General features: G+C 66.7%; 21 protein-coding genes and 1 pseudogene. 8 read left to right on the top strand and 14 right to left on the bottom strand.

All coding sequences use genetic code 11. The features are described from left to right. Positions 1–176: 176 nt before the first annotated feature. From NRG74_RS24620 to NRG74_RS10650, 4 genes and pseudogenes are all read right to left on the bottom strand, one after another. Positions 177–881: a methyl-accepting chemotaxis protein gene (locus NRG74_RS24620; RefSeq protein ID WP_437181188.1), complete on the bottom strand. Its 705-nt coding sequence runs from the start codon at positions 879–881 to the stop codon at positions 177–179. 201 nt (positions 882–1082) lie between these two features. Beyond that, positions 1083–1943, bottom strand: a pseudogene (locus NRG74_RS24615) (methyl-accepting chemotaxis protein); the annotation flags it as partial. A 783-nt stretch (positions 1944–2726) separates the two neighbouring features. Beyond that, positions 2727–4373, bottom strand: a complete 1647-nt coding sequence (locus tag NRG74_RS10655) for an acetolactate synthase large subunit (protein WP_064306709.1) — start codon at positions 4371–4373, stop codon at positions 2727–2729. Between the two features lie 152 nt (positions 4374–4525). Continuing rightward, positions 4526–5674: an MFS transporter gene (locus NRG74_RS10650; protein WP_257706477.1), complete on the bottom strand. Its 1149-nt coding sequence runs from the start codon at positions 5672–5674 to the stop codon at positions 4526–4528. Positions 5675–5776: 102 nt separating this feature from the next. Here NRG74_RS10650 and ptrR point away from each other — a divergent pair, with 102 nt between their 5' ends. Then, positions 5777–6661, top strand: a complete 885-nt coding sequence (ptrR, locus tag NRG74_RS10645; RefSeq protein WP_064306708.1) for a putrescine utilization regulator PtrR — start codon at positions 5777–5779, stop codon at positions 6659–6661. Between the two features lie 50 nt (positions 6662–6711). Next, on the top strand, positions 6712–7632 hold the full coding sequence (locus NRG74_RS10640; protein WP_257706476.1) for a Gfo/Idh/MocA family protein: 921 nt from the start codon (positions 6712–6714) through the stop codon (positions 7630–7632). Between the two features lie 518 nt (positions 7633–8150). Here the strand turns inward: NRG74_RS10640 and trmA are convergent. From trmA to NRG74_RS10625, 3 genes are all read right to left on the bottom strand, one after another. Continuing rightward, positions 8151–9239 carry a tRNA (uridine(54)-C5)-methyltransferase TrmA gene (gene trmA / locus NRG74_RS10635; protein WP_257706475.1) on the bottom strand — a complete coding sequence of 363 codons (1089 nt, stop codon included), beginning with the start codon at positions 9237–9239 and terminating at the stop codon, positions 8151–8153. 63 nt (positions 9240–9302) lie between these two features. Next, positions 9303–10598 carry an NCS2 family permease gene (locus tag NRG74_RS10630; protein WP_027602630.1) on the bottom strand — a complete coding sequence of 432 codons (1296 nt, stop codon included), beginning with the start codon at positions 10596–10598 and terminating at the stop codon, positions 9303–9305. 122 nt (positions 10599–10720) lie between these two features. After that, positions 10721–12112, bottom strand: a complete 1392-nt coding sequence (locus NRG74_RS10625; protein WP_257706474.1) for an MFS transporter — start codon at positions 12110–12112, stop codon at positions 10721–10723. 325 nt (positions 12113–12437) lie between these two features. On the opposite strand from NRG74_RS10625, the gene NRG74_RS10620 reads away from it, so the two are divergent. The 3 genes from NRG74_RS10620 to NRG74_RS10610 all read left to right on the top strand — a co-directional run bounded on the left by NRG74_RS10620 (position 12438) and on the right by NRG74_RS10610 (position 14849). Beyond that, positions 12438–12842, top strand: a complete 405-nt coding sequence (locus tag NRG74_RS10620; protein ID WP_017638971.1) for an RcnB family protein — start codon at positions 12438–12440, stop codon at positions 12840–12842. Between the two features lie 88 nt (positions 12843–12930). After that, on the top strand, positions 12931–13233 hold the full coding sequence (locus NRG74_RS10615) for a putative quinol monooxygenase (RefSeq protein ID WP_017638970.1): 303 nt from the start codon (positions 12931–12933) through the stop codon (positions 13231–13233). Between the two features lie 62 nt (positions 13234–13295). After that, positions 13296–14849: an alkaline phosphatase D family protein gene (locus NRG74_RS10610; RefSeq protein WP_257706473.1), complete on the top strand. Its 1554-nt coding sequence runs from the start codon at positions 13296–13298 to the stop codon at positions 14847–14849. Positions 14850–14996: 147 nt separating this feature from the next. Here NRG74_RS10610 and NRG74_RS10605 read toward each other — a convergent pair whose 3' ends face one another. Both NRG74_RS10605 and NRG74_RS10600 read right to left on the bottom strand, forming a co-directional pair. Then, complete coding sequence (locus NRG74_RS10605) at positions 14997–16349, bottom strand: GntP family permease (protein WP_017638968.1); 1353 nt, start codon at positions 16347–16349, stop codon at positions 14997–14999. Between the two features lie 203 nt (positions 16350–16552). Beyond that, complete coding sequence (locus tag NRG74_RS10600; RefSeq protein WP_068385159.1) at positions 16553–17086, bottom strand: gluconokinase; 534 nt, start codon at positions 17084–17086, stop codon at positions 16553–16555. A 186-nt stretch (positions 17087–17272) separates the two neighbouring features. Here NRG74_RS10600 and NRG74_RS10595 point away from each other — a divergent pair, with 186 nt between their 5' ends. Next, the gene (locus NRG74_RS10595; RefSeq protein WP_068385162.1) at positions 17273–18289 is read left to right on the top strand and encodes a LacI family DNA-binding transcriptional regulator; all 1017 of its coding nucleotides are present in this window, start codon (positions 17273–17275) and stop codon (positions 18287–18289) included. 362 nt (positions 18290–18651) lie between these two features. On the opposite strand, the gene NRG74_RS10590 is transcribed toward NRG74_RS10595, so the two are convergent. The 5 genes from NRG74_RS10590 to NRG74_RS10570 all read right to left on the bottom strand — a co-directional run bounded on the left by NRG74_RS10590 (position 18652) and on the right by NRG74_RS10570 (position 21638). Continuing rightward, complete coding sequence (locus NRG74_RS10590) at positions 18652–19125, bottom strand: GNAT family N-acetyltransferase (RefSeq protein WP_017638965.1); 474 nt, start codon at positions 19123–19125, stop codon at positions 18652–18654. A 53-nt stretch (positions 19126–19178) separates the two neighbouring features. Further along, on the bottom strand, positions 19179–19505 hold the full coding sequence (locus NRG74_RS10585; protein ID WP_160922814.1) for a hypothetical protein: 327 nt from the start codon (positions 19503–19505) through the stop codon (positions 19179–19181). Between the two features lie 15 nt (positions 19506–19520). After that, the gene (locus NRG74_RS10580) at positions 19521–20177 is read right to left on the bottom strand and encodes a DUF2726 domain-containing protein (protein WP_257706472.1); all 657 of its coding nucleotides are present in this window, start codon (positions 20175–20177) and stop codon (positions 19521–19523) included. Positions 20178–20247: 70 nt separating this feature from the next. Beyond that, positions 20248–20628, bottom strand: coding sequence for a lysozyme inhibitor LprI family protein (locus tag NRG74_RS10575; protein WP_160922816.1), 381 nt, complete (start codon positions 20626–20628; stop codon positions 20248–20250). A gap of 53 nt (positions 20629–20681) precedes the next feature. Further along, entirely contained in the window at positions 20682–21638 is a 957-nt protein-coding gene (locus NRG74_RS10570; protein ID WP_257706471.1) for a LysR substrate-binding domain-containing protein, read from the bottom strand. 104 nt (positions 21639–21742) lie between these two features. On the opposite strand from NRG74_RS10570, the gene NRG74_RS10565 reads away from it, so the two are divergent. Together NRG74_RS10565 and NRG74_RS10560 are read left to right on the top strand one after the other, a co-directional pair. Beyond that, entirely contained in the window at positions 21743–22645 is a 903-nt protein-coding gene (locus tag NRG74_RS10565) for a DMT family transporter (protein WP_257706470.1), read from the top strand. 22 nt (positions 22646–22667) lie between these two features. Then, on the top strand, positions 22668–23564 hold the full coding sequence (locus tag NRG74_RS10560; RefSeq protein ID WP_257706469.1) for a DMT family transporter: 897 nt from the start codon (positions 22668–22670) through the stop codon (positions 23562–23564). The last annotated feature ends 3 nt before the right edge of the window (positions 23565–23567 follow it).

The following is a 23567-nucleotide window of genomic DNA, read 5'->3' as shown; positions in this document are numbered from 1 at the left end:
ACGGCTCCACCGTCGAAGCCCAGCGGCCCAGTGTTCAGCTAACTGGCGTTGGGCTTCGCTGAGCTCAGCCCAACCTACCTTTTGTGCCGCGTTTTCCTTCCTGCTGGAAGTCCATCCCAGGCGCTCCCTCTCCCTTGGGGAGAGGACCGGGTGAGGGGAAGGAGCGCCCGCCAGGATCACACCTTGAAGCGTGTCGTCATCTCCTGCAGGCGCACACCGATACGGGCGAGCTCCATGCTCGACGAGGCCGTCTCCTCGCTGGCGGCGGCGGTCTGGTCGGAGATGTCGCGGACGTTGGTGACGTTGCGGCTGATCTCTTCGCCGGCCGAACTCTGCTGCTCGGCCGCGCAGGCGATCTGTTCGTTCATCGACTCGATGTCTTTCACCGACTGGGTGATGCGCTTGAGCATCTCGCCCGCCTCGCGGGACAGGCCGACGCTGCTGTCGGTCAACTGCACGTTATGGTCGAGCACCGTCGCCATGCGGTCGGTGCTCTGGTGCAGACCGGTGATGAGCTGGGCGATCTCGTCCGTCGAGGAGCGGGTACGCTGGGCCAGGCCGCGGACCTCGTCGGCGACCACGGCGAAGCCACGTCCCGCCTCGCCTGCGCGGGCGGCTTCGATGGCGGCATTGAGCGCCAGCAGGTTGGTCTGCTCGGCCACCGCCTTGATCACGTCGAGTACGCCGCCAATGCTGTCGGCGTGGCCACGGAGGGTGGCCATGGCCGCCTTGGTCGACGCCATTTCCCGGGCCAGCAGCTCGATCTGGTCGATTGCCTTGCTGACCGATTGATCGCCTTGCTGGGCCTGGCGACTGGCGTCCAGCGCGGACTTGGCCGCTTCGCCAGCGTTGCGCGCCACCTCGTGGGTGGTGGCGGTCATTTCCTGCATGGCGGTGGCGATCTGGTCGGTCTCGACCTTTTGCGACTGCACGCCAGCGCTGGTCTGCTCGGTGACCGCCGACAACTGCTCGGCAGCGCTGGCTACCTGGACGACACCGTCACGCACCTCGCCAATGAGACGCCGCAGGTTGCCGGTCATGCGCTGCATGCTGGTCTGCAGGGCGCCCAGTTCATCCTTGCGGGTGACCTGCTGCTGATGGGTGAAGTCGCCGCTGGCGACCATTTCGGCCAGCGCCACGGTGTCCTGCAAGGGTTTGACGATGGAACGGGTGATCAGCCAGGCACAGGCCAGGCCCATGGCGATGGCGATTGCCAGCCAGATCAACAGCAACTGGCGGGCATTGGCCACGTCGGCCGCGCGGAATTCCTGCTGGATGGCGGTGAGCTTGTCGGCGATGGAGAGCAGGGTGGTGATGGTGGTGGTGATGCCGCCCTGAGCCTGGTCCACCTGCGCCTGCGCCGCCACCAGTTGTTCGAGGCGCTGCCCGTAGCCGGAGATTTCACCGAGCAACTTCTGCACGGTCTCGGCCGGCAGAGCCGTGGCGCCGAGCGCCTTGGCCTGGGAGAGCGCGGCGTTGACGGAGTCGCGTGCTTTCTGTTCGCTGTCCTTGCCGGGTGCAGTGGCATAGCCACGGAAATCCACTCGCATCCGCTGCACGCCAATGAAGAGCGCCGCCAGCTGCTGGCGATCGGCGGGGCGACCGGTCTCGCCGTTCGCCGCTTCAGCCAGGGTGAGCAGATGGGTGTTGGCGGCCTCGGCCGCGGCGCTGGCGACCTTGCGGATGGCTTCCCGCTCGCGGGTGGCGGTGATCGTCTGATCGTAGAAGTCGCGATAACGCTTGAGGGTGTTGTCCGCCTCGTCGAGCAGGGTCTGATTAATCGGAGATTTGAAATGTGGAGCGATGCCGTGCAACTGGGCTTCGGTCTTTTCCAGGGCGGCGAGCCACTTGGCCGCCTGGGCATCATCGGCCTTGGTGAAGTACACCAGTCGCTCGATGCGCATGTCACGGGCCACGGTGCTGTAACCGGCGATGTCGTTCATGCGTTCGCTGCGATCGCGCAAGGTATCGGTGGCCGACCAGCCGGTGTAGGCCACCAGCAGGATCATGCCGATGAGCAGAGCGAAGCCGAGGGCCAGCTTGGCCCTGACGGTGAGATTGCTTAATACATTCCAGCCATTTTGCTGCATTTGGACTACCTGGATAGCGGAGCTCTGGATGACGCCGGCCGCGGGGCCAGCGTCTTCTTGAGGGTTACGGCAGCCTCTGTTTCGTCAGCTACCGGCAGGGCCGGTGGGCGCGAAGGGCGCTTGGCATCTTGTGCGAGTAACCACGGGTATTCCCCTAGGCGCCTTGGGCAAGACCTGACCTCGCCCTGCCGCCTGCAGGCGCGGACGGGCAATCAGACGATTGCGGTCCCGCGCCGAGGAAAGCAGCGGATGAGGGGGTACAGCCACGACGGTGCTTAAGGTCTCCTTAATAGAGGTGCGATTGCTGGAAGGTTTAAAGCCAAGCGATAGGCTGCACAATTACCGGGATATGCGGCCTGTTCTGGTAGAGATCTCACATCGTATCTTTTTGATTTTATTGATAAAACTTGCTGAATAGTTTGACTAAATACAAGGAAAAGTCGTCCTTTTTCACAGGTAAGGCGTGCTGAAAGCCTGATAAGACGCCTCCCTTCATGGCAATTACCAAGACGCTTGCCCGTGGCGACGACCTGGGTGGGCTGGCGCGGCGAGGCGTTCGGGACGCCGTCGTGGGCCCAAGCAAAAACGCCCCGACCTCATGGCCGGGGCGTTCCCTTACCTGACTGACCTACTCAATCAGACCGCCGCGCTGCGCTCCTTGATGTCCTGGTGCAAGATGCGGTCGTTCTCGGAGTAGTCCACCGGGCAGTCGATGACGTGGACGCCAGGGGTGTCCAGGCAGTGCTGCACCAGCGGGGCGAAGGCCGCCGCGCTGTCCACGCGATGGCCCTGAGCGCCGTAGCTTTCGGCGTAGCGGACGAAGTCCGGGTTGCCGTAGTCCAGGCCGAAGTCCTCGAAGCCCATCTGCGCTTGCTTCCAGCGGATCATGCCGTAGCCGTCGTCGCGCAGGATGATGACCACCAGGTTCATCTTCAGACGTACCGCGGTTTCCAGTTCCTGGCTGTTCATCATGAAGCCGCCGTCGCCGCACACCGCCACGATGGGGGTGTTGGGATGGACCAGGCGTGCGGCCATGGCCGACGGCAGGCCGGCGCCCATGGTGGCCAGGGCGTTGTCCAGCAGCACCGTGTTGGGCATGTAGGCCTTGTAGTTGCGGGCGAACCAGATCTTGTAGATGCCGTTGTCCAGGGCGACGATGCCGTCGGACGGCAGCACGTTGCGCAGATCGGCCACCAGGCGCTGGGGGTAGACCGGGAAGCGGTCATCGGTGGCGCCTTCGGCGACATGGGCCTCGTTGGCTTCGCGGATGGTCAGCAGGCGGTCGAAGTCCCAGGTGGGCTGGACCTCGATGCGCTCCTTGATCTCCCAGATGGCGTTGGCGATGTCGCCGACCACCTCGACCTGGGGGAAGTACACCGGATCGACTTCGGCGGAGCGGAAGTTGATGTGGATGACCTCGGTGCCGCCGCGGGTCATGAAGAACGGCGGCTTCTCGATCACATCGTGGCCAATGTTGACGATGAGGTCGGCGGACTCCAGGGCGCGGTGCACGAAGTCACCGGCGGAGAGGGCGGCGTTGCCCAGGAAGCGCGGGTGGCGCTCGTCGACCACGCCCTTGCCCAGCTGGGTGGTGACGAAGGGGATGCCGGTCTTCTCGATCAGCTGACGCAGCACCCGCGCGGTCATCTTGCGGTTGGCGCCGGCGCCCAATACCAGCACCGGGCTGCGGGCGTTTTCCAGCTTGGAGACGGCGGCGGCGATGGCCTTGGCCTCGGCGACCGGACGACGGCTCAGGCTCGGCGGTACCGGCAGGCTTTCGGTGTGCTCGTCGGCGATGTCTTCCGGCAGTTCCAGGTGCACGGAGCCGGGCTTTTCTTCCTCGGCGAGGCGGAAGGCCTCGCGGATGCGCGACGGGATGTTGTCGGCGGAGGCGAACTGGTGGGTGTACTTGGTGAGCGGCGCCATCATGCGGCACACGTCGAGAATCTGGAAACGACCCTGCTTGGATTTCTTGATCGGCTTCTGGCCGGTCAGCATCAGCATCGGCATGCCGCCCAGGTAGGCATAGGCGCCGGCGGTGACCAGGTTGGTGGCGCCTGGACCGAGGGTGGAGAGGCAGACACCGGTCTTGCCGGTGAAGCGGCCGTAGGTGGCGGCCATGAAGCCGGCGGACTGCTCGTGGCGAGTCAGGATCAGCTTGATCTGCGAGGAGCGACGCAGGGATTCCAGCAGGTCCAGGTTCTCTTCGCCGGGAATGCCGAAGATGTATTCCACACCCTCGTTTTCCAAGCAGCGAACGACCAGATCGGAGGCCTTCATCATGAGTGTTGTATTCCTTGTAGGGTGGATGGCGAGCGCCTGAAGCGCCTCCTCTATGAGGCGCGGCGGTCACTGTACTCAGGAACGGCGAAACATTTCAAAACAAGGAACCACCCAGTTTTACTTCTGTGACGAATGGCCGCAGCGGAAACGATTCAGGCGAGGCAGCGTTGTAGCGACGCCCTGGCGCGGCGCAGGTGCAGCCCGGCGAACAGCAGGCCCAGGGCGGCGATCACCAAGGCCGGTTGCAGGTCGCCGGCAAAGTGACTGCTCACCGCGCCGAGCAAGGGACCGAGCAACTGGCCGCTGGCGAAGCTGGCGGTCAGTACCCCGGCGTTGCGTTGCGGCGTGGCCGGTGCCAGCTCGCGGCCGTACTGCATCGCCAGCTGCATGCAGGCGAGGAAGGGGCCGCCACAGAGCAGCACCCCGAGGAACAGCGCCAGGCTGCCCGGCAGGAGGCAGAGCAGCACACCCGCGGCCTGCAGCCAGAGGGTGGCGATCAGCCAGCGGCGGGTATCGGTGCCCGGGCGACGCAGGCTCACCAGTACCACGCCCAGGGCTGCCGCCAGGCCATAGCCGGGCCAGAAGAAGTCGGCCTGCCACTGGCCGTGGAAGCGGCTGGCGGCCATCTGCGAGAGGAATGTCGCCGGCAGGATGTAGCCGACGCCCACCAGGCCATAGGCCAGGATCAGGCGGTTGAAGGCCGGCGAGCGCTTGGTCGGCGCCGCGGCGGTGGTAGGCAGCGGGGTGGCGGGGCCGCGCCGTGGCAGCAGCGGCAGCAGTGCCAGGGTGGCCACGCTGGCGAGCAGGCCGTAGCTCAGCCACAGCTGGTTGGAATCGCCACCTAAGCGATTGCTGACCAGGGCCATCAGGCCGCTGATGAGGATGCCGACCCCGGGACCGGTAAAGACCAGAGCGCCCAGGCGTGGCCGTCCGGCCTCGGCGGCCAGGGGCTGGCTCAGACCGGTCACCATCACCAGCACCCAGGCACTGGCCAGGCCGGTGCCGAAGCGCAGCAGCGCCTGGGCGGCCAGGCCATCGGCCAGCAGGGAGGCCAGGGTCAGGCCGGCGCAGAGCCAGAGGCCTCCGACCAGGCGCGCATGGGTGCGACGGGCGAAGAGGGCGTCCAGGGCCCCGAGCAGATAGCCCAGGTAGTTGGCCGCGGCCAGCAGACTGGCGCCGGTGAGGTCGATCTGACCCTCGGCGATCAGGTGGGGCAGGGCGGGGGTCAGGGCGAAGCGGCCGATGCCCATGGCGGTGGCCAGGGCCAGCAGGCAGGCCAGCAGGCGGGTAGTGGCGGTCATCGAAAAGGCTCCGGTAACAGGTGGATGCTGACAGCCTAGGCCTTGAAGTTAATCAATAAAAACGAATAATAGAGAAATAGATGTTCAGCTAAAGAGAAAGGTATGGAATTCGCCGAATTACGCATCTTCCAGGCGGTGGCTGAGGAGGGCTCGCTGGTACGGGCCGCCGAGCGGCTCAACCGGGTGCCCTCCAATCTCTCCACGCGCCTGCGCCAGCTGGAAGACAAGCTGGGGGTGGAGCTGTTCCTACGCGAACGCCAGCGGCTGCACCTGACCGCCGCCGGCCACCGGCTGCTGGACTACGCCCATCGCCTGTTCGCCCTGGCCGACGAGGCACGCAGCGCGGTGCAGGGCGGCGAGCCGGCCGGTACCTTCGTCCTGGGGTCCATGTTCAGCACCGCGGCCATCCATCTGCCAGGGCTGCTGGCGCGCTATCACCAGCGCTATCCCAAGGTGAATCTGCAGGTGCACAGCGGCCCCAGCGGCGAACTGGTGGAAGGCCTGCTGGCCGGTCGCCTGGACGCCGCCCTGGTGGACGGCCCGGCGCCCGATGTGGCGCTGGAGGGCCAGCCCTGGTTCGAGGAACGCCTGGTACTGATCACCGGGCTGGAACTCGGCCCGGTGCGCTCACCGGCCGACGTGGCCGGGCGTCCGGTGTTCGGCTTTCGCGCCGGTTGCTCTTATAGACGCTACCTGGACACCTGGTACGCCGCGGCGGGGGTGCCCAGCGGCCCAGTTATGGAGATCGAGTCCTACCACAGCATGCTGGCCTGCGTGATCACCGGCGGGGTGGCGCTGATGCCGGAATCCATGCTCGACAGCCTGCCCGGCCGCGAGCGGGTGCAGCGTCACCCGATCCAGGCGCGCTTCGCCCAGGCCACCACCTGGCTGATGTGGCGCAAGGGCCGCGAGGGCGCCAATCTGCGCAGCTGGCTGGAGTTGCGCGAGAGCCTGCAGACCGACCGCGAAGCTGTTGCTTTGGTGTGATGATTACCCGATCCTAGGCGGCGGACTCCTACCGTCTACCGAGGACGATCATGATAAGAATAGCCATCGTCGGTTTGGGCAAGATCGCCCGTGACCAGCACCTGCCGGCACTCGCCGCTAATCCGGACTACGAGCTGGTCGCCGTGGCCAGCCGCAACGCCCAGCTCGACGGCGTCGCCCACTATCCCAGCCTGAGCGCCCTGCTCGAAGACGGCCCGGCCATCGACGCCGTATCGCTCTGCGCGCCAGCAGCGGTGCGTTACGAACAGGCCCGCGAGGCCCTGGCCGCCGGCAAGCACGTGATGCTGGAGAAGCCGCCGGGCGCGACCCTGAGCGAAGTGGACGCCCTGGCCCGCCAGGCCGAGGCGGCGGGGCTGTCGCTGTTCGCCACCTGGCATTCGCGCTATGCCCAGGGCGTGCAGCCGGCCCGCGAATGGCTGGAAGGCAAACGCATCCAGGCGGTGCGCGTCGAGTGGAAGGAAGACGTGCGCGTCTGGCATCCCGGTCAGGCCTGGATCTGGGAACCGGGCGGCATGGGCGTCTTCGATCCGGGCATCAATGCTCTGTCCATCGTCACCGCCCTCCTGCCGCGGCCGTTCTTTCTCAAGGAGGCGACGCTGCAAGTCCCCGGCAACTGCCAGACCCCGGTGGCCGCGCAACTGGCCTTCGTCGACAGCGCCGGCGTGCCCATCGCCGCCGACTTCGACTTCCTGCAGACCGGGCCCCAGACCTGGGACATCCACGTCGACACCGATGCCGGTCGCCTGACCCTGAGCAAGGGCGGCAGCGAGCTGTACCTGGACGGCCAGCTGACCCACCAGGGCCCCGACCGGGAATACGCCGGCCTCTATGCCCGCTTCGCCGAGCTGGTCGCCCAGAACCGCTCCGACGTGGACGTGGCCCCGCTGCGCCACGTGGCCGACGCCTTTCTCTATGGCCGGCGCGAGACGGTGGCGGAGTTTCACGAGTAGGGCCTCCCTCACCCCGGCCTCTCCCCGAGGGAGAGGGGGCGTCATGGTGGGCCCTGGTAGGTTGGGCTGAGCAAAGCGAAGCCCAACAGGTGGCTTGGCTGTTGGGCTTCGACGATGGAGCCGTCTCAGCCCAACCTACGGCTCGGTCTCCTATCCCAAGGGAGAAGGGGCGTCATGGTGGGCTCTTGTAGGTTGGGCTGAGCAAAGCGAAGCCCAACAGGGGGGCTTGGCTGTTGGGCTTCGACAGTGGAGCTGTCTCAGCCCAACCTACGGCTCGGTCTCCCTCACCCCAGCCCTCTCCCGCGGGGAGAGGGGGCGTCATGGTGGGCTTTTGTAGGTTGGGTTGAGCGCAGCGAAGCCCAACAAGGGTGCCTGGCTGTTGGGCTTCGACGGTGGAGCCGTCTCAGCCCAACCTACGGCTCAGTAGCCTCCCTCACCCCAGCCCTCTTCCCGAGGGAGAGGGGCGCTCAGCCCCGGCGTAGGGTGGAAAACGGCGCAACCTTTTCCACGCGGGCGTATCAACGTCGCTCTAGCAGCACCCCACTTTCCATATGGTGCGTCCAGGGGAACTGGTCGAACAGGGCGCAGCGGGTGATGCGGTGGGTGTCCTGCAGCTGGGCGATGTTCTCGGCCAGGGTTTCGGGATTGCAGGAGATATAGAGGATGCGTTCGAAGCGGCGGGTCAGTTCGCAGGTGTCCGGGTCCATGCCGGCGCGCGGCGGGTCGACGAAGACGGTGCCGAAGTCGTAGCTCTTGAGCTCCACGCCGGCCAGGCGCCGGAAGGGGCGGACCTCGTTCAGCGCCTGGGTCAGTTCCTCGGCGGAGAGGCGCACCAGGCTGACGTTGTCCACGCCATTGCTGGCCAGGTTGTGCAGGGCGGCATTGACCGAGGTCTTGCTCACCTCGGTGGCCAGTACCTTGCGGACCCGGCTGGCCAGCGGCAGGGTGAAGTTGCCGTTGCCGCAATAGAGTTCCAGCAGATCGTCGTCGCGCTCGCCCAGGGCGGTATGGGCCCAGGTCAGCATCTTCCCGTTGACGGTGCCATTGGGCTGGGTGAAGCCGCCCTCGGGTTGCAGATAGCTATAGGTCTTGCCGGCCACCTCCAGCTCCTCGATCACATGGTCACGCCCGATCACCAGGCGCTGGCCACGGGAGCGACCGATCAGGCTGACGCCCAGCTCGGCGGCCAGACGCTCGGCGGCGGCCTGCCAGGCGGCGTCCAGTGGGCGGTGGTAGGCCAGGGTGATCAGCGCATCGCCGCTCAGGGTGGTGAGGAATTCCACCTGGAACAGCTTGAACGACAGCGCCACGTCCGCCTGCCAGCCGGCCTTGAGTCGGGGCATCAGGTCGTTGATGCGCTGGCTGGCGATGGGGAAGTCCTCGATGAGGATCGGCGTGTGCTTGTCGCCCGGGGCGAACATGGCGTAGTGGCGCTCTTCGTTCTCCCGCCACAGGCGGAATTCGGCGCGCAGTCGGTAGTGCTGCAGCGGCGAGGCGAAGACCTCCGGCTCGGGCGCCTGGAAGGGCGCCAGCAGGTCGCGCAGGCGACCGGCCTTGGCATCGAGTTGGGTCTGGTAGTCGGCGGGGGCGAAGGAAGGCTGGGACATGGTAGATCCGGAGAGACGATAAGGCGGGGAAACCCTCGGGGCCAGGGCCCCGAGGGTGGCGGGTCAGGCGTTGAACCAGCCCAGCTTGATGACGAACAGGATCGACAGCACGATCAGCGCCGAATTCAGCTCGCGGGTACGGCCGGACAGCAGCTTGATGACCGTCCAGGTGATGAAGCCGAAGGCGATGCCGTTGGCGATGGAATAGGTCAGCGGCATGGCCAGGGCGGTGACCAGCACCGGGGCGGCGGTGGTCAGGTCGTCCCACTCGATCTCGGCCAGGCCCGAGGTCATCAGCACGGCGATAAAGAACAGCGCCGGGGCGGTGGCGAAGGCCGGTACGCTACCGGCTAGGGGAGCGAAGAACAGCGCCAGCAGGAACAGCACCGCGACCACCACGGCGGTGAGGCCGGTACGACCCCCGGCGGAAACGCCCGCGGCCGATTCGATGTAGCTGGTGGTGGTGGAGGTGCCCAGCAGCGAGCCGAACATGGCGGCGGAGCTGTCGGCGATCAGGGCGCGGCCCATCTTCGGCAGATGGCCGTCCTTGCCCATCAGGCCGGCGCGCTTGGCCACGCCGATCAGGGTGCCGGAGTTGTCGAACAGGTCGACGAACAGGAAGGCGAAGATGACGCTGATCAGGCCGACGTCCAGGGCCCCCCGGATGTCCAGCTGCAGGAAGGTCGGTGCCAGCGACGGCGGCATGGAGACCAGGCCGCCGAAGGCGCTGACGCCCAGGGCGATGGCGATCACGGTGACTACCAGGATGCCGATCAGCACCGCGCCGGTGACCTTGCGCGCCTCGAGTACGACGATCAGGAAGAAGCCGAGGATGGCCAGCAGCGGACCGGGTTTGGACAGGTCGCCCAGGCCCACCAGGGTCGCCGGATTACCCACCACGATGCCGGCGGTCTGCAGGGCGATCAGCGCCAGGAACAGGCCGATGCCGGCGGCGATGCCCGAGCGCAGCGGGAGCGGGATGCTGTTGATGATCCATTCGCGGATGCGGAAGATCGACAGCAGGAAGAACATCAGCGCCGAGAGGAACACCGCGCCCAGCGCCACCTGCCAGGTATGGCCCAGATGCAGGACCACGGTGTAGGTGAAGAAGGCATTGAGGCCCATGCCCGGGGCGAGGGCGATGGGGTAGTTGGCGATCAGTCCCATGAGTGCCGAGCCGATGGCGGCGGCCAGGCAGGTGGCGACGAAGATCGCGCCCTTGTCCATGCCGGTGGCGCCGAGGATGCTCGGGTTGACGAACAGGATGTAGGCCATGGCCAGAAAGGTGGTGACCCCAGCCAGCAGTTCGGTGCGGACAGAGGTGTTGTGGGCCTTGAGTTGGAAGAGTCTTTCCAGCATGGGATGCCTCGTGCGCGCCGGTCTGATCGGAAAAAGGCGCGCATCATAACAGGTCGGTAAACACGGGTAAGACGCTAGGACCTACCCCCCAATCGGCATGGCGTCGAGCACTGTCCGGTTGGTCAACTTCCAGAGGTATGGCCGCTGACCGAATCGCCGGCATTGCGGGCCAGGCGGAAGGCATCCAGGGTGCTCAGGATGCCGAGCACGGCCACGATGCAAAAGGCTAGCCGAAAGTCTGCCAATTGCGGGTCGAAATGGCCGTGCCACTCCATCGAGGCGCGTAGCAACAGGGCGGCGATGGCCACGCCCAGGCCCATGGCCAGCTGGAAATTGGTGCTGAAGAGGGTGGAGGCATGCCCCAGGCGGTCCTTGGGGATGTCGGCGAAGGCCAGGGCATTGCTGGCGGTGAATTGCAGTGAGCGGAACACCCCGCTGCAGAACAGCAAGAGCAAGATCAGCGGTAGCGGCCAGCCGGGGGTGAGCAGCCCGCATGCCAGCAGGCTGATCGCGCTGAGCAGGCCGTTCAGGGTCAGGATGGTGCGCAGGCCGAAGCGGCGCATGGCGGCGGTGGTGAAGGGCTTGGCCGCCAGGTTGCCGGCGAACAGCGCGAGGAGCAGCAGGCCGGCCTGGAAGGCATCCAGGCCAAAGGCCAGCTGGAACATCAGGGGCAGCAGGAAGGGCGCCGTAGCGATGGTGACGCGGAACAGGCCGCCACCGAGGATGGCGGCGCGGTAGGTGGGAATCCGCAGTGTGCCAAAATCGATCAGTGGGCGTTCGATTCCGCTCATGTGGCGCACCGCCTTGGTGCCGAGGATCAGTCCTATCCCCATCCAGGCCAGGTTGCTACCCAGGCTGCCCTGATTCTGGCCGAGGCGCTCCACGCCCCACATGAAGGCCACACAGGCCCCGCCCAGCAGCAGGAAACCGCGCCAGTCCAGCGGATGCCGCTGAGTGGGGATGTCGGCCGGCACCAGGCGCCAGGCCAGCACCAGGGCGATCAAGCCCAATGGCAGGTTGAGGTAGAAGATCCAGCGCCAGTCGGCATAGGTAGTGATCAGGCCACCCAGGGGCGGACCGAGCACGGGCGCCACCAGGCCGGGCCAGGTAATGAGGGCGATGGCCCGCACCAGTTCGTGCTTCTCCGTCACCTGCAGCACCACCAGGCGGCCCACGGGGACCATGAGGGCGCCGCCGAGCCCCTGAAGGATGCGCGCGGCGATGAATTGCTCCAGGGACTGGGCTATCCCGCACAGCAGCGAGGCCAGGGTGAAGACGCCGATGGCCAGGGTAAAGACCGGTCGCGGACCGAAGCGCTCGGCGATCCAGCCGCTCACCGGGATACCCACGGCGATGGCCAGCAGATAGGCGCTGATGCCCAGGTTGAGGTCCACCGGATCACGGCCGAAGGACAGGGCCATCTGCGGCAGGGCCGTGGCGATCACGGTGGCGTCCAGGTTTTCCATGAAGAAGGTGAAGCTCACCAGGCCGGCGAGAATCTTCCAGCGTTCCATGAGTGCGCGCGTCCGGAAAAGAGGTGGGCTACTCTGCCTGAGGTGCTGCAAGGCTCGCCAGCCCTGGCTTACCGATAAAGGTCGAGGAATCGCTGGCACCTGCCAGCCAGACTGCCAGCGTCGAGATGAGACGGTTTCGCCAGCTGTCGTCGCCACCAGGGATTCGTTGCATGAAGGATGTGAACGATAGCCAAGGGTGGGGGCTGATCCTGCAGGACCGATCGGGACGAACGCTGGTAAGGCCAACGGTGCGTCCGCAGGTAGTCGTGGAGCTTTTCCGCTGAGCGCGGGGTCAAAACCTCGAACGCAGAGGAGAAACACCCCCATGATCAAGCAATCGCTGCTCTCCCTGGCTCTGGGTACCGTCGTCCTGGCAGGTGCCCTGCAGGTCCAGGCCGCGCCCGAGTCCATGACGCCGACCAAGCCGGCCGCCGACAAGGCGGCTTCGGAGCCCACCAACGCGCAGTACCAGAACAAGGTCAACAAGAAGGATGCCAATCAGAGCGACGAGGCTGTCACCCACGACCCTGATCATCCTACCTTTGAACTCGAAGAGGGTGGCCGGGCGCCACGCAAGTACATCCGCGATGAGTACGTGATCAAGGACTGGAAGAAGCACGGACTGGAACAGCCGGGCGAAGACAGCCAATGGGTGAAGATTGGTTCCGACTACGTGCTGATCAAGCGCAGCAACGCGGTGATCGACAAGATCGTCAAAGCCAAGCAGTAAGCCATCGTGGCCGGGGCCGGGTGATCGGCCCCGTAGTGTTTGGGGTGTCCAGGCGGCATGCTGAAACACCCTTTTCGGAGTCTCCCGCATGACCAGTGAAATCCGCATCGTCGCCATTCTGCAGGCCAAGCCTGGCCAGGCTGCAGCCGTCGAAAACGCGATGCGCGCCATCGTCGCGCCTTCCCGCGCCGAACCCGCCTGCCACTTCTATACCCCGCATCGCGATCCGAGCCATGAGGGGCGCTATGTCTTCATCGAGCGTTGGGCCAGTCGCGAAGCCCTCGCCGAGCACGAAGAAACCGCGCACTTCAAACAACTGCTGAGCGATCTCGAGGGCCTGCTCAGCGAGGCGCCGCAGATCATGATCCTGGAAGAATTGCCGCTGGCCTGAGGTCGGCGACATCCTGTTGTCACCTGCCTGAGCCACCCTGGCCTCTTTTCGCGGAGGCCTGGATGAGCACCTCGAGACGTCAAGCGCTGGGCCTGCTCGGCCTGGGTCTGAGCGCGCCCTGGTTCGCCGGTTGCAGCGCTCGCGAACCGCAAGCCGATCCTTTCACCCTGGGCGTTGCCAGTGGCGATCCTGCCGTTGATGGCTTCGTCATCTGGACACGGCTGGCACCTGATCCCTTGGCCGCAGATGGCCTGGGCGGTCTGCGCAGCCCGGTCGAGGTGCAGTGGGAGGTCGCCTTGGATCCGGGGCTGCGCCAGGTAGTGCAGCGCGGCATGGCCCAGGCGCGGCCTCAGGCGGCTTTCAGCCTGGCGATCACCCTGGTGGATCTGCTCCCGGGGCGCCCCTACTGGTACCGCTTCACCGCCCTGGGACATCGGAGTCGGATCGGCCAGGCCACCACCTTGCCGCCTTCGGCCAGCGCGCCGCAGCGTCTCAAGCTGGTGGCTGCCTCCTGTTCCCACTATGAAAAAGGCTTCTTCAGTGCCTACCGGCATATGGCCGACGAACAGCCAGATCTGGCGCTCTTCCTGGGCGACTACCTCTATGAGGGCAACGTACCCCTGCACCTGCCGACGGTACGCCGACACGGCCTGCCGGAGGCCCGGGACCTCGCCAGCTACCGGCGGCGCCATGCCCTGTACCGCACCGATCCCGATCTGCAGTACCTGCACGCCAAGGTCACCAGTGTCATCACCTGGGACGACCACGAGGTGCAGAACGACTATTCCGGTCCCTGGTCGGCGGATCCTCAGGTCAGCCTGGCCGCCTTCGCCGCGCGACGGCAGGCGGCCTACCAGGCCTTTCGCGAGCACGTACCCCTGCGCAGCTGGCGCACCCAGGGCACAGCGTTGCGCCTCTATGACCGGTGGCGCTTTGGCGACCTGGCCGAGATCCACCTGCTCGATGGCCGCCAGTACCGCAGCGAGCCGGCCTGCGCCATGGCCAGGACCCGCGGTGGTCATCTGGTCGCCCCGGACTGCCCGGGCCTGCGCGATACCGCGCGCAGCATGCTCGGGCAGGCGCAGGAGGGCTGGCTGCTGGATGGCTTTCGGCACAATGCCACCCATTGGAATCTGGTCGCCCAGGATCTCTTGCTGGCCCCCTTGCGCCAACGTCTGCCCCATGGCGATCCGGCGCGCTGGACCGATGGCTGGGATGGCTATCCGGCTACCCGCGAGCGGCTGCTCGCGGCCATGGCCGACAGTCGCCTGGCCAATCCGGTAACCCTGGGCGGCGATATCCATTCGTTCTGGGTCACGGATCTGCACCGCGATCCGGAAGACGAGCGGAGTCCGGTGGTGGCGAGCGAATTCGTCGGCACGTCCATCACCTCGGACGGCCCGGACTACCAACGTTTCCAGGCGTTGTTGCCGGAGAATCCCCAGGTGCGCTTCTTCGACAGTCGGCAGCGCGGCTATCTGGCCCTGGAGCTGACGCGGGAGAGGTTGCAGGTGGACCTGCGCACCATCAGTGACCGAACCCGCCCGGATGCCAGGCGCGGCACCCGGGCGAGCTTCGTGGTGGAGGCGGGACGGCCGGGGGCCGTCCCTGTTTGAGAGCCTGCTCCAAAGCTGCTGCGCGTCGGCCAATCTGCGTTGAAAATGGCTTCGGAATGCTCATTTACCCTACGTAAACTCCGCTTCCTCAGCCATTTTCGCCTTGTTTGGCTCTAGCTCGCGAGCCTTGGAACAGGCTCTGCGGGCTCAGACGAACAGCGACAGCAGCATGATGAAGGCCAGGGCCACCACCGAGAGGATGGTTTCCATCATCGACCAGGTCTTGAAGGTCTCGGCCACGGTCATGTTGAAGTATTGCTTTACCAACCAGAAGCCAGCGTCGTTTACGTGGGAGAGGATCACCGAACCGGCGCCGGCGGCCAGCACCAGCAGTTCCTTGTTCACGCCGGGCACCAGCGCCACCACGGGGGCGACGATGCCGGCACCGGTGATGGTCGCCACGGTGGCGGAACCGGTGGCCACGCGGATCACCGCCGCCACCAGCCAGGTCAGCAGGATCGGCGAGATCTGGGTCTGCACCGCCAGGTTGCCGATCACCTCACCCACGCCGCTGGCCACCAGCATCTGCTTGAAGCCACCGCCGGCGCCAACGATCAGCACAATGGCCGCCACCGGGGCCAGACTCTGGTCGAGCAGCTTGACGATCTTCTCGCGGGAGAAGCCGCAGGCGGTGCCGAAGCTGTAGAAGCTCAGCAGCAGGGCGGCGAGGAGGGCGGTGATGGGGTGGCCGATGAAGTCCATCCAGATGCGGAAGTGGTTGTCGGCGGCGAAGAAGATGTCGGCGAAGGCCTTGAGCAGCATCAGGATCACCGGCAGCAACACGGTGAACACGGTGATGCCGAAGCCCGGCAGATTGCGGTTGTCGGTCTCCTGGGCGATCTGGGCGACCAGCTCGGCGTTGGCCGAACCGGGTATGCGCTTGGAGATCCAGGCACCGAAGATGGGACCGGCGATCATGGCGGTGGGCAGGCCGACCAGCAGGCCATAGAAGATGGTCTTGCCGATGTCGGCACCGAACACCCCGACCGCCAGCAGCGGACCCGGGTGCGGCGGCACCAGGCCGTGCACGGCGGACAGGCCGGCCAGCAGTGGGATGCCCAGCTTGACCAGCGACAACCCGGTACGGCGGGCGACGATGAACACCAGGGGCGCCAGCAGCACGAAGCCGATCTCGAAGAACAGCGGAATGCCCACCAGGAAGGCGGCGAACATCATCGCCCAGTGCACGCGCTTGATGCCGAAGGCGCGGATCAGCGTCTGGGCGATCTGGTCGGCACCTCCGGAGTCGGCCATCAGCTTGCCGAGCATGGTGCCCAAGCCGAGCAGGATGCCGACGAAGCCGAGCACGCCGCCGAAGCCGTCCTGGAAGGATTTCATGACCTTTTCCACCGGCATGCCGGAGGTCAGGCCGAGAAAGCCCGAGGCGATGGTCAGGGCGATGAAGGGATGGACCTTGAACTTGGTGATCAAGAGCACCAGGCCGATGATGGTGACCAGGGCGTCGAGCAGAAGGAAGCTGTTGTGGTCCATGCCGAACATGGTGCCTCTCCTATTGTTGTTGTGGGCGTTGTAAGAGCCTATTCAAAGTCTGCTGCGCGTCGGCCAAACTGCGTTGAAAAGGGCTTCGGAATGCTCATTTACCCTTCGTAAACTCCGCTTCCTCAGCCCTTTTCGCCTTGTTTGTCTCTAGCTCGCGAGACTTTGAACAGACTCTAAGGGTTGGAATGGATAGCGCTGTCTCGTCAGGCCGGTTGGGCCAGGCGCGCCGAGGTGGTCCACCAGGCCGACACCTGGGTGCCGATGGCGGCCAGCGGATCGCGGGCGTCCACTACCAGCGTAGCCGGTTCACCGTGGGGTGCTTCCAGGGCGGCGAACTGGCTGTCGATCAGGCTGGCGGGCATGAAGTGCCCTGGACGATTGGCGACGCGCTGGGCCGCGGTCTCGCGGGTCAGTTCGAGAAAGACGAAACCGAGACCGGGCACGGCCTGGCGCAGCTGGTCGCGATAGCGGCGCTTGAGCGCGGAACAGGTGAGTACGGGACGTTCGCCCGCGGCCACGGCAGCAGCCAGTTCCTCACCGAGGCGGGTCAGCCAGCCAGCACGATCTTCATCGTCGAGGGGAATGCCGGCGCTCATCTTGGTGATGTTGGCGGCGGGGTGGAAGGCGTCACCTTCGATCAGGCGGCCACCGTCCTGCTCGGCGATGGCCGCGCCGACGCTGCTCTTGCCACAGCCTGCGACGCCCATGACCACGAGCGCGGGAATGGGAGTGTTCATCGTCACCTCCGGTCTGGAGACAGCGCTACCCCGAAAAATGAAAAAGGGAGCGGCTTCCAGTTCTTGTCGATCTTGTTAGGCCGAATGCCGACGTGTTCCTGAAGGACACGCCAGGCTTGTAGTGTCTGGTGAGACAGCGCTACCTTAGGCGCGTTCTCCGTCCTTGACAAGCCTGAAACCATAACAATGAATCGAACGGGTTCTCGTAGTTCCGGTCGGCCCACCCTTACCGAGGTGGCGCTGCAGGCCGGTGTTTCCCCCATCACGGCCTCGCGGGCCTTGCGTGGTGTCGCCAGCGTGGCGCCCGAGCTGGTCACCCGCGTGCAGGAAGCCGCCGCGCGTCTTGGCTATGTCACCAATCCGGCCGCCCGCGCCCTGGCCTCGGCTCAGGGGCACTCGGTGGTGGTGCTGGTCCCCTCGCTGTCCAACCATCTGTTCATCGAGCCGTTGGAGGCCATCCACGAGATCCTGCGCCCCCGTGGCCTGGAGGTGCTGATCGGCAACTACCACTACGATCCCGAGGAGGAGGAGAAGCTGATCCGCAACTACCTGGCCTATCAGCCCCGGGGCCTGCTGCTGACCGGCTTCGACCGTACCGACGCCGCACGCCAGCTGCTGGCTGCTAGCGGGGTACCGCGGGTGCATATGATGGAGCTGGATCCGGCTGGCGGGGTGCCCAGCGTGGGCTTTTCCCAGCATGCCGCCGGCGCTGCCGCGGCGCGCCATCTGCTGGCGGCGGGGCGCAAGCGGCTGGGTTATGTCGCCGCCCAGCTCGACCCACGGGCGCTGGCCCGGGGCGAAGGATTTCGCCAGGTGCTGCGCGAGGCGGGTTGCTACGATCCGAGTCTGGATGTGCTGGATTCGCAGCCGTCGTCCGTGGGCCTGGGCGCCCAGCAGTTTCGCGAGCTGCTGGCCCGCCGGCCGGATGTCGACGGCCTGTTCTTCTGCAACGATGACCTGGCCCAGGGCGCGCTGTTCGAGGCCCAGCGGCTGGGAATCGCCATCCCGGAGCGGGTCTCGGTGCTGGGCTTCAACGACCTGCCCGGCTCGGCGCACACGGTGCCCCGGCTGACCTCCATCCAGACCCCGCGCGCCGCGGTGGGGCGCCAGGCGGCGACCCTCCTGCTGGGCCTGCTCGACGGTCGCAGCCAACCGACCTGCGTGGACCTGGGGTTCGAGTTGGTGAGCCGGGAGAGTGTGTAGGGTCAGCGTCGAAGGCTCCTAGCGGGGCTTCGATCCGGCAACGTTGGGCTTCGCTACGCTCAGCGCCAACCTACGGTGCCCGTGCCCGCCACGCGACGTAGGTTGGGTTGAGACAGCTCCATCGTCGAAGCCCAACAGGGGTCCGACGATGTTGGGCTTCGCTACGCTCAGCACCAACCTACGGTGCCCGCGTAGGTTGGGTTGAGACGGCTCCATCGTCGAAGCCCAACGGCAGAGTCTCGATCTGGCCATGTTGGGCTTCGCTGGGCTCAGCGCCAACCTACGAGGCCGAGCCACTCACGCTCCTACCGCTTCGTGCTGACCGTAGGAGCGGCCCATGGCCGCGATTCGCTAGCGCCCATCTACCGCAATGCCTTGGCCAGGATCCGTGACTGGCCCTGGAAATCCTGGCGTGCATAGAACGCCTGGGCATCTTCGTTGAATTCCATGACCTCCAGGCGCAATTCGTCGACGTCGTTGTCCCGGGCCCAGGCTTCCACGGCTTCCAGCAACCGTGCGCCCACGCCCAGCCGTCGGTGGTTGGCGGCCACCACCAGGGTGCCGATCCGGCAGAGGACCAAGGGCTGCAGAAAGGAAATCGAGCGGGTATCGGACAGTCGTGCGGTGACGAAGCCCACCAGTTCGCCCCTGGCCTCGCCGACGAACATCACCCCATCGTCCGGCTCCAGCTGGGCGGCCCAGTAGTCCTGGTCGCGCCAGCCGCCGGAGGGCGCGGCAAAGGTCGCCGGGGCCTGTCGGTGATGCTGCTCGGCGAGTTGTTCGGCCAGGCGGCAGATGGCGGCGAGGTCGGTGACGAAGGCGGGACGGATACGCAAGAGCGGTGCTCGCAAGAGGAGTCGACCCTCCACCTTACGCCGCACGGCGCAGGTCAGGAAGCCTCCGCCGCCAGCTGCTGGTACCAGTCGGCATAGGGCGTGTTCTTGGCCATCCGACGGTTGTAATCGGGTGCGCCATCGGTCCACCAGACCGGTCCGCGTTCACCCAGGGCATGCTTGGCGGCGTCCACCGCGGCGCGGGCGGTGCGCAGGGCCGCGTCATCACCCTGGCGCTTGGCCACACCCACCTGGCGGCGGGCGTCCATCAGCTCATGGGTCAGGGCGTCGCGGCGGTCGGCGGGCAGGCTGGGGTCGGTACAGCGCCAGAGCCGGCCCCTGACCACGAAATAACGACCGTCCGGAGTGGTGGGATAGCGCATGGCAGGGCCCCTTGGTCAGTCTTCGATGTCGAGCAGGGCGCGGCAGTCCGGGTAGTTCGAGCAGGCCCAGAATTCCCGCCCCTGGTGGCGACCGCTGCGCGCACGGCGGCGGACCATGGGCGCCTGGCACTCGGGGCACTCCGGCGCCAGCGCCTGGTTGGGCGCTACCTTACGGTTGCGCGGCCGGCGCCCGCCGAACACGGCGTCGTGTATGGCACTGGCGGAATAGCGCGCCGCCGCCGGGATCTCTACCAGACGCAACTGGGCGGCCTCGCACACCGCGCGGACGAAGCGGTCGCGTTGCTGCCGATGACGCTGCAGGTGCGACCTGTCGTTGAGTTCGACCACCGCGTGTACGGCGAGGTCGTCGCGGCGGCAGATGGCGAAGTCGAAGTGCTTGCAGTTGATACGATTCTGCGCGACCAGGTAGCGGCGGCGATCGCGCAGCGGCAAGGTCTGGACCACATCGGCGATGCGCACCTTGCCGAACACCCGGTAGTCGTCGCCCACGGCTTCGTCGAGCACGGCGAGAAAGGCCTGTTCGGCGGGGGTGAAGAGGGCTTCGACCTGGCGATAGGGAAAGGCGGCCTGGCGACGGCGTTGCCACCACCACAGTGCCCCCAGGAACAGCAGTCCGGCCAGGACCAGCAGGGGCAGGTAACGCTCGTACATCGCGAACTCCAACAGCGGGGCGCCATGATAGTGAGTTCCGGCGCCGGACAGCAGCGGCGGCGACGAAACGTCAGTCGCGCCGCGGTAGTTGCCGTTGCAGATCGTCCAGGCGCAGCAGGGTCACCGACTTCAGACAGCTCAGGTACTGCAGCTGCTGCATGGCGCCCTGGAAACCGCGGGTGGCGGTGGCGCAGCGGGGCGCCCGGTCGTCTTGCCAGAGCTGTTGCAGCCGCTCGAAGGCGGGGCGTTGCGTGGGGGCGGTGGCAGCCAGCCGTCGGCTGTAGACGTCCGCCAGACGGGCTTCGGCCGCGGCCAGATCCCCGGCGGCGCAGGCCGCCAACTGGGCCTCGCTGCCCTGGCGATCGCAGTCGGCAGGCGGCTGTTCGGCGGCGAGCGCCAGGGGCGGAACGGTCAGGACGAGCAGCAGCGAGGACAGGCGGAAGGCGGACATGGAGGCAGCTATCTGGACGGCAATCCCTTCAGACTGCCGCAAGTGGAGGGCGCTCACCAAGCGCCGCCGGTCTCCTGGGTCTCGCCCTGGGTGTCGCGGAAGTGGCGGATCTGCACCAGCAGCCAGTCGATCCAGCGCTGCACCGGGGCGTCCACCGGACCTTTGGGCAACACCAGGAAGTAGGCCTGGGTCGAGAGCTGGTTGAACCGATCCGGCAGGGGCCGCACCAGGGCACCACTGGCGAGCATCCGTTGGGCCAGCACGCAGCCGCCGAGGGCCACGCCCTTGCCGGCCGCCGCCTGTTGCAGGGCCATGCCGCTCAGGGAATAGCGTGGGCCGCGCAGGCTATCGCCCAAAGGCACCTGCTGGCTGGCGAACCAATCCTGCCAGGCGTTGAAGCGGCTGCTGGGACGCCCCGAGCGCCAGCCGCCGGGCCATTCGGCATGCAGCAGCGGATAGTCCAGCAAGGCGGCGGGTTCTGCCAGCGGCGCCGGGATCAGCGCCGGGCTGCACACCGGAAAGATCCATTCGTGCAGCAGCAGGCGGGTCTCACCGTCCTGCCAATCGCCGCGGCCATAGCGGATCGCCGCCTGGGCACCGCCCTCGGTGCCCAGGGGCACGATGGCGGACGAGGCGTCGAGAAAGACCTCGATGTCCGGATGCTGTCGCTGGAAGTCTTCCAAGCGCGGCAATAGCCACTCCTGACCGAAGGTGGGCGGCGCGCTGACGGTCAGGACACTGCTCTTGACCCGTGCCCGGGCCACAGCGCGGGCCAGGCCGTCGAGGTGCGGCGCTATCTCGGCCGCGAGGGCGCGACCCTGGGCAGTAAGCCGCACCCCCTGGGGCAGACGCTCGAACAGCGGTTGCCCCAGCTCGGCTTCGAGCAGGCGGATTTGTCGACTGATGGCGCCGGCGGTGACGTGCAGCTCGTCCGCGGCCCTGGCGAACTGTTGGTGCCGCGCGGCGGCGGCAAAGGCGCGCAGGGCGTTGAGGGGAAGGGGAGTGGTCACGCTGAGCCTTAGTTTTCCTGAGCCTGACACCCATTAAACATCGTTTGTCCGACCTGTTCAGCCCCCGTCACCATTCAGGCTCACTTATTCGTGGAGCGACGCTCATGCGCAAGGAGCTGGATGCCACGGCCGTGCTGGTCATGCTGGCGCTCTGCCTGGTCTGGGGCCTGCAGCAGACGGCGATCAAGGCCATCGCCGAACAGGTCGACCCGCTGCTGCAGATCGGCTGGCGTTCGCTGCTGGCAGCCGGGTTGCTCTACGGCCTGGCACGCTGGCGCGGCATCCGCTGCCTCGGGCGCGACCAGACGCTGATTCCCGGACTGCTCGCCGGTTCGCTGTTCGCCCTGGAGTTCCTCTGCATGGCGGTGGGCCTGAAATACACCAGCGCCGCGCACATGGTGGTGTTCATCTACACGGCGCCGCTGTTCGCCGCCTGTGGCCTGCACTGGCTGGTGCCCGGCGAGCGGCTGTCGGGGCGTCAGTGGTTGGGCATGGTGCTGGCGGCCAGTGGCGTGGTCTGTGCCTTCCTGATTGGCAAGCCGAGCGGCGGCACCAGCTGGCAGGGCGATCTGATCGGCCTGGTCGGTGGCGCCGCCTGGGGCGCCACCACGGTGTTGATCCGCCGCAGCGCCCTGGCCGAGGCGCCGCCGCTGCGCACCCTGTTCTATCAACTCGGGGTGACTGGGGTGGTGCTCCTGGCGCTGGCCCTCCCGCTTGGCAAGAGCCTGGATCTGGCAGCACTCGACTCCCTGGCCTGGTCGAGTCTGGCGTTCCAGGTGTTCATCGTCGCCGGCATCAGTCTGCTGGGGTGGTTCGTGCTGCTCAGTCGCTATCGCGCCGCGCCCCTAGGGGTGCTGACCCTGCTGACGCCGCTGTTCGGAGTACTGATGGGCGTCTGGCTGCTGGACGAGACCCCAGGCCCTGGTTTTCTCGCCGGTGCCGCCCTGGTGCTCAGCGGTCTGCTGATCGTCAGCTATCCTTCCCGCTCGCGAACGGCGTCCCGCTGACTCGCCTGGCCTTGAGAATCCGATGCCGTCCACCTCGCTGCATCCCTGGTTGCTGCGCCTCATCCCCCTGGTGTTCCTGGCCCTGTGGTCCGCCGGATTCGCCGTGTCCAAGGTGGGCCTGGCCTATGCACCGCCCTTCACCCTGCTGGCGATGCGCTATGCCCTGGCCTTCAGCGTGCTGCTGGTCGCCTTCCTCATCCTGCGCCCGCCACTGCCGCGTACGCGGCGGGAGTGGGCGAATCTGGCCGTGGTGGGCTTCCTCATCCAGGGCGTCTATTTCGGCATGAGCTATGGCGCCCTGGTGCTGGGCGCCTCGGCCAACGTGGTGGCCATGGTCGCCTCGTTGCAGCCGATCCTGGTGGCCCTGGGCGCACCCCTGCTGGTGGGCGAGCGGGTAGCGCCGCTGCAGTGGCTGGGGCTGGCCTTGGGCCTGCTCGGCGCCATCGGGGTGATCCTGGCCCGGGCCAGCGTGGCCGTGGAGTCCGTCCCGGGCATCTTGCTGGCAGTCGGCGCGCTGCTGGGCATGACCAGCGCCGTGCTCTACGAAAAGCGCCTGGGCGTGGCCCAGCATCCGGTCACCAACAATCTGGTGCAGTACAGCGTCGGCCTGGTGTGTTGCGCACCTCTGGCGCTACTGTTCGAGCACAGCCCGGTGCACTGGGCACCGGCCTTTATCGGTGCCCTGGCCTATCTGGTGCTGGCCAACTCGCTGCTGGCCATCAGCCTGCTGGTGTGGATGATCCGCGCCGGCGAGGCGGCGCGGGTCAGTGCGCTGTTCTTTTGCGTACCGCCGGGCGCCGCCCTGAGCGCCTGGCTGCTGCTGGGTGAGACCCTGCCGCCGCTGGCCTGGGTGGCCATGGTGATCGCCATCGGTGGGGTGCTGCTGGCGACCCGGGCAGGGGGCAAGGCGGCGCGCTGAACC

Origin of the sequence: Pseudomonas oryzihabitans (assembly GCF_024652905.1) — a bacterium.
Taxonomy (GTDB): domain Bacteria; phylum Pseudomonadota; class Gammaproteobacteria; order Pseudomonadales; family Pseudomonadaceae; genus Chryseomonas; species Chryseomonas benzopyrenica.
This window is presented reverse-complemented; position numbering and strand designations above follow the sequence as displayed.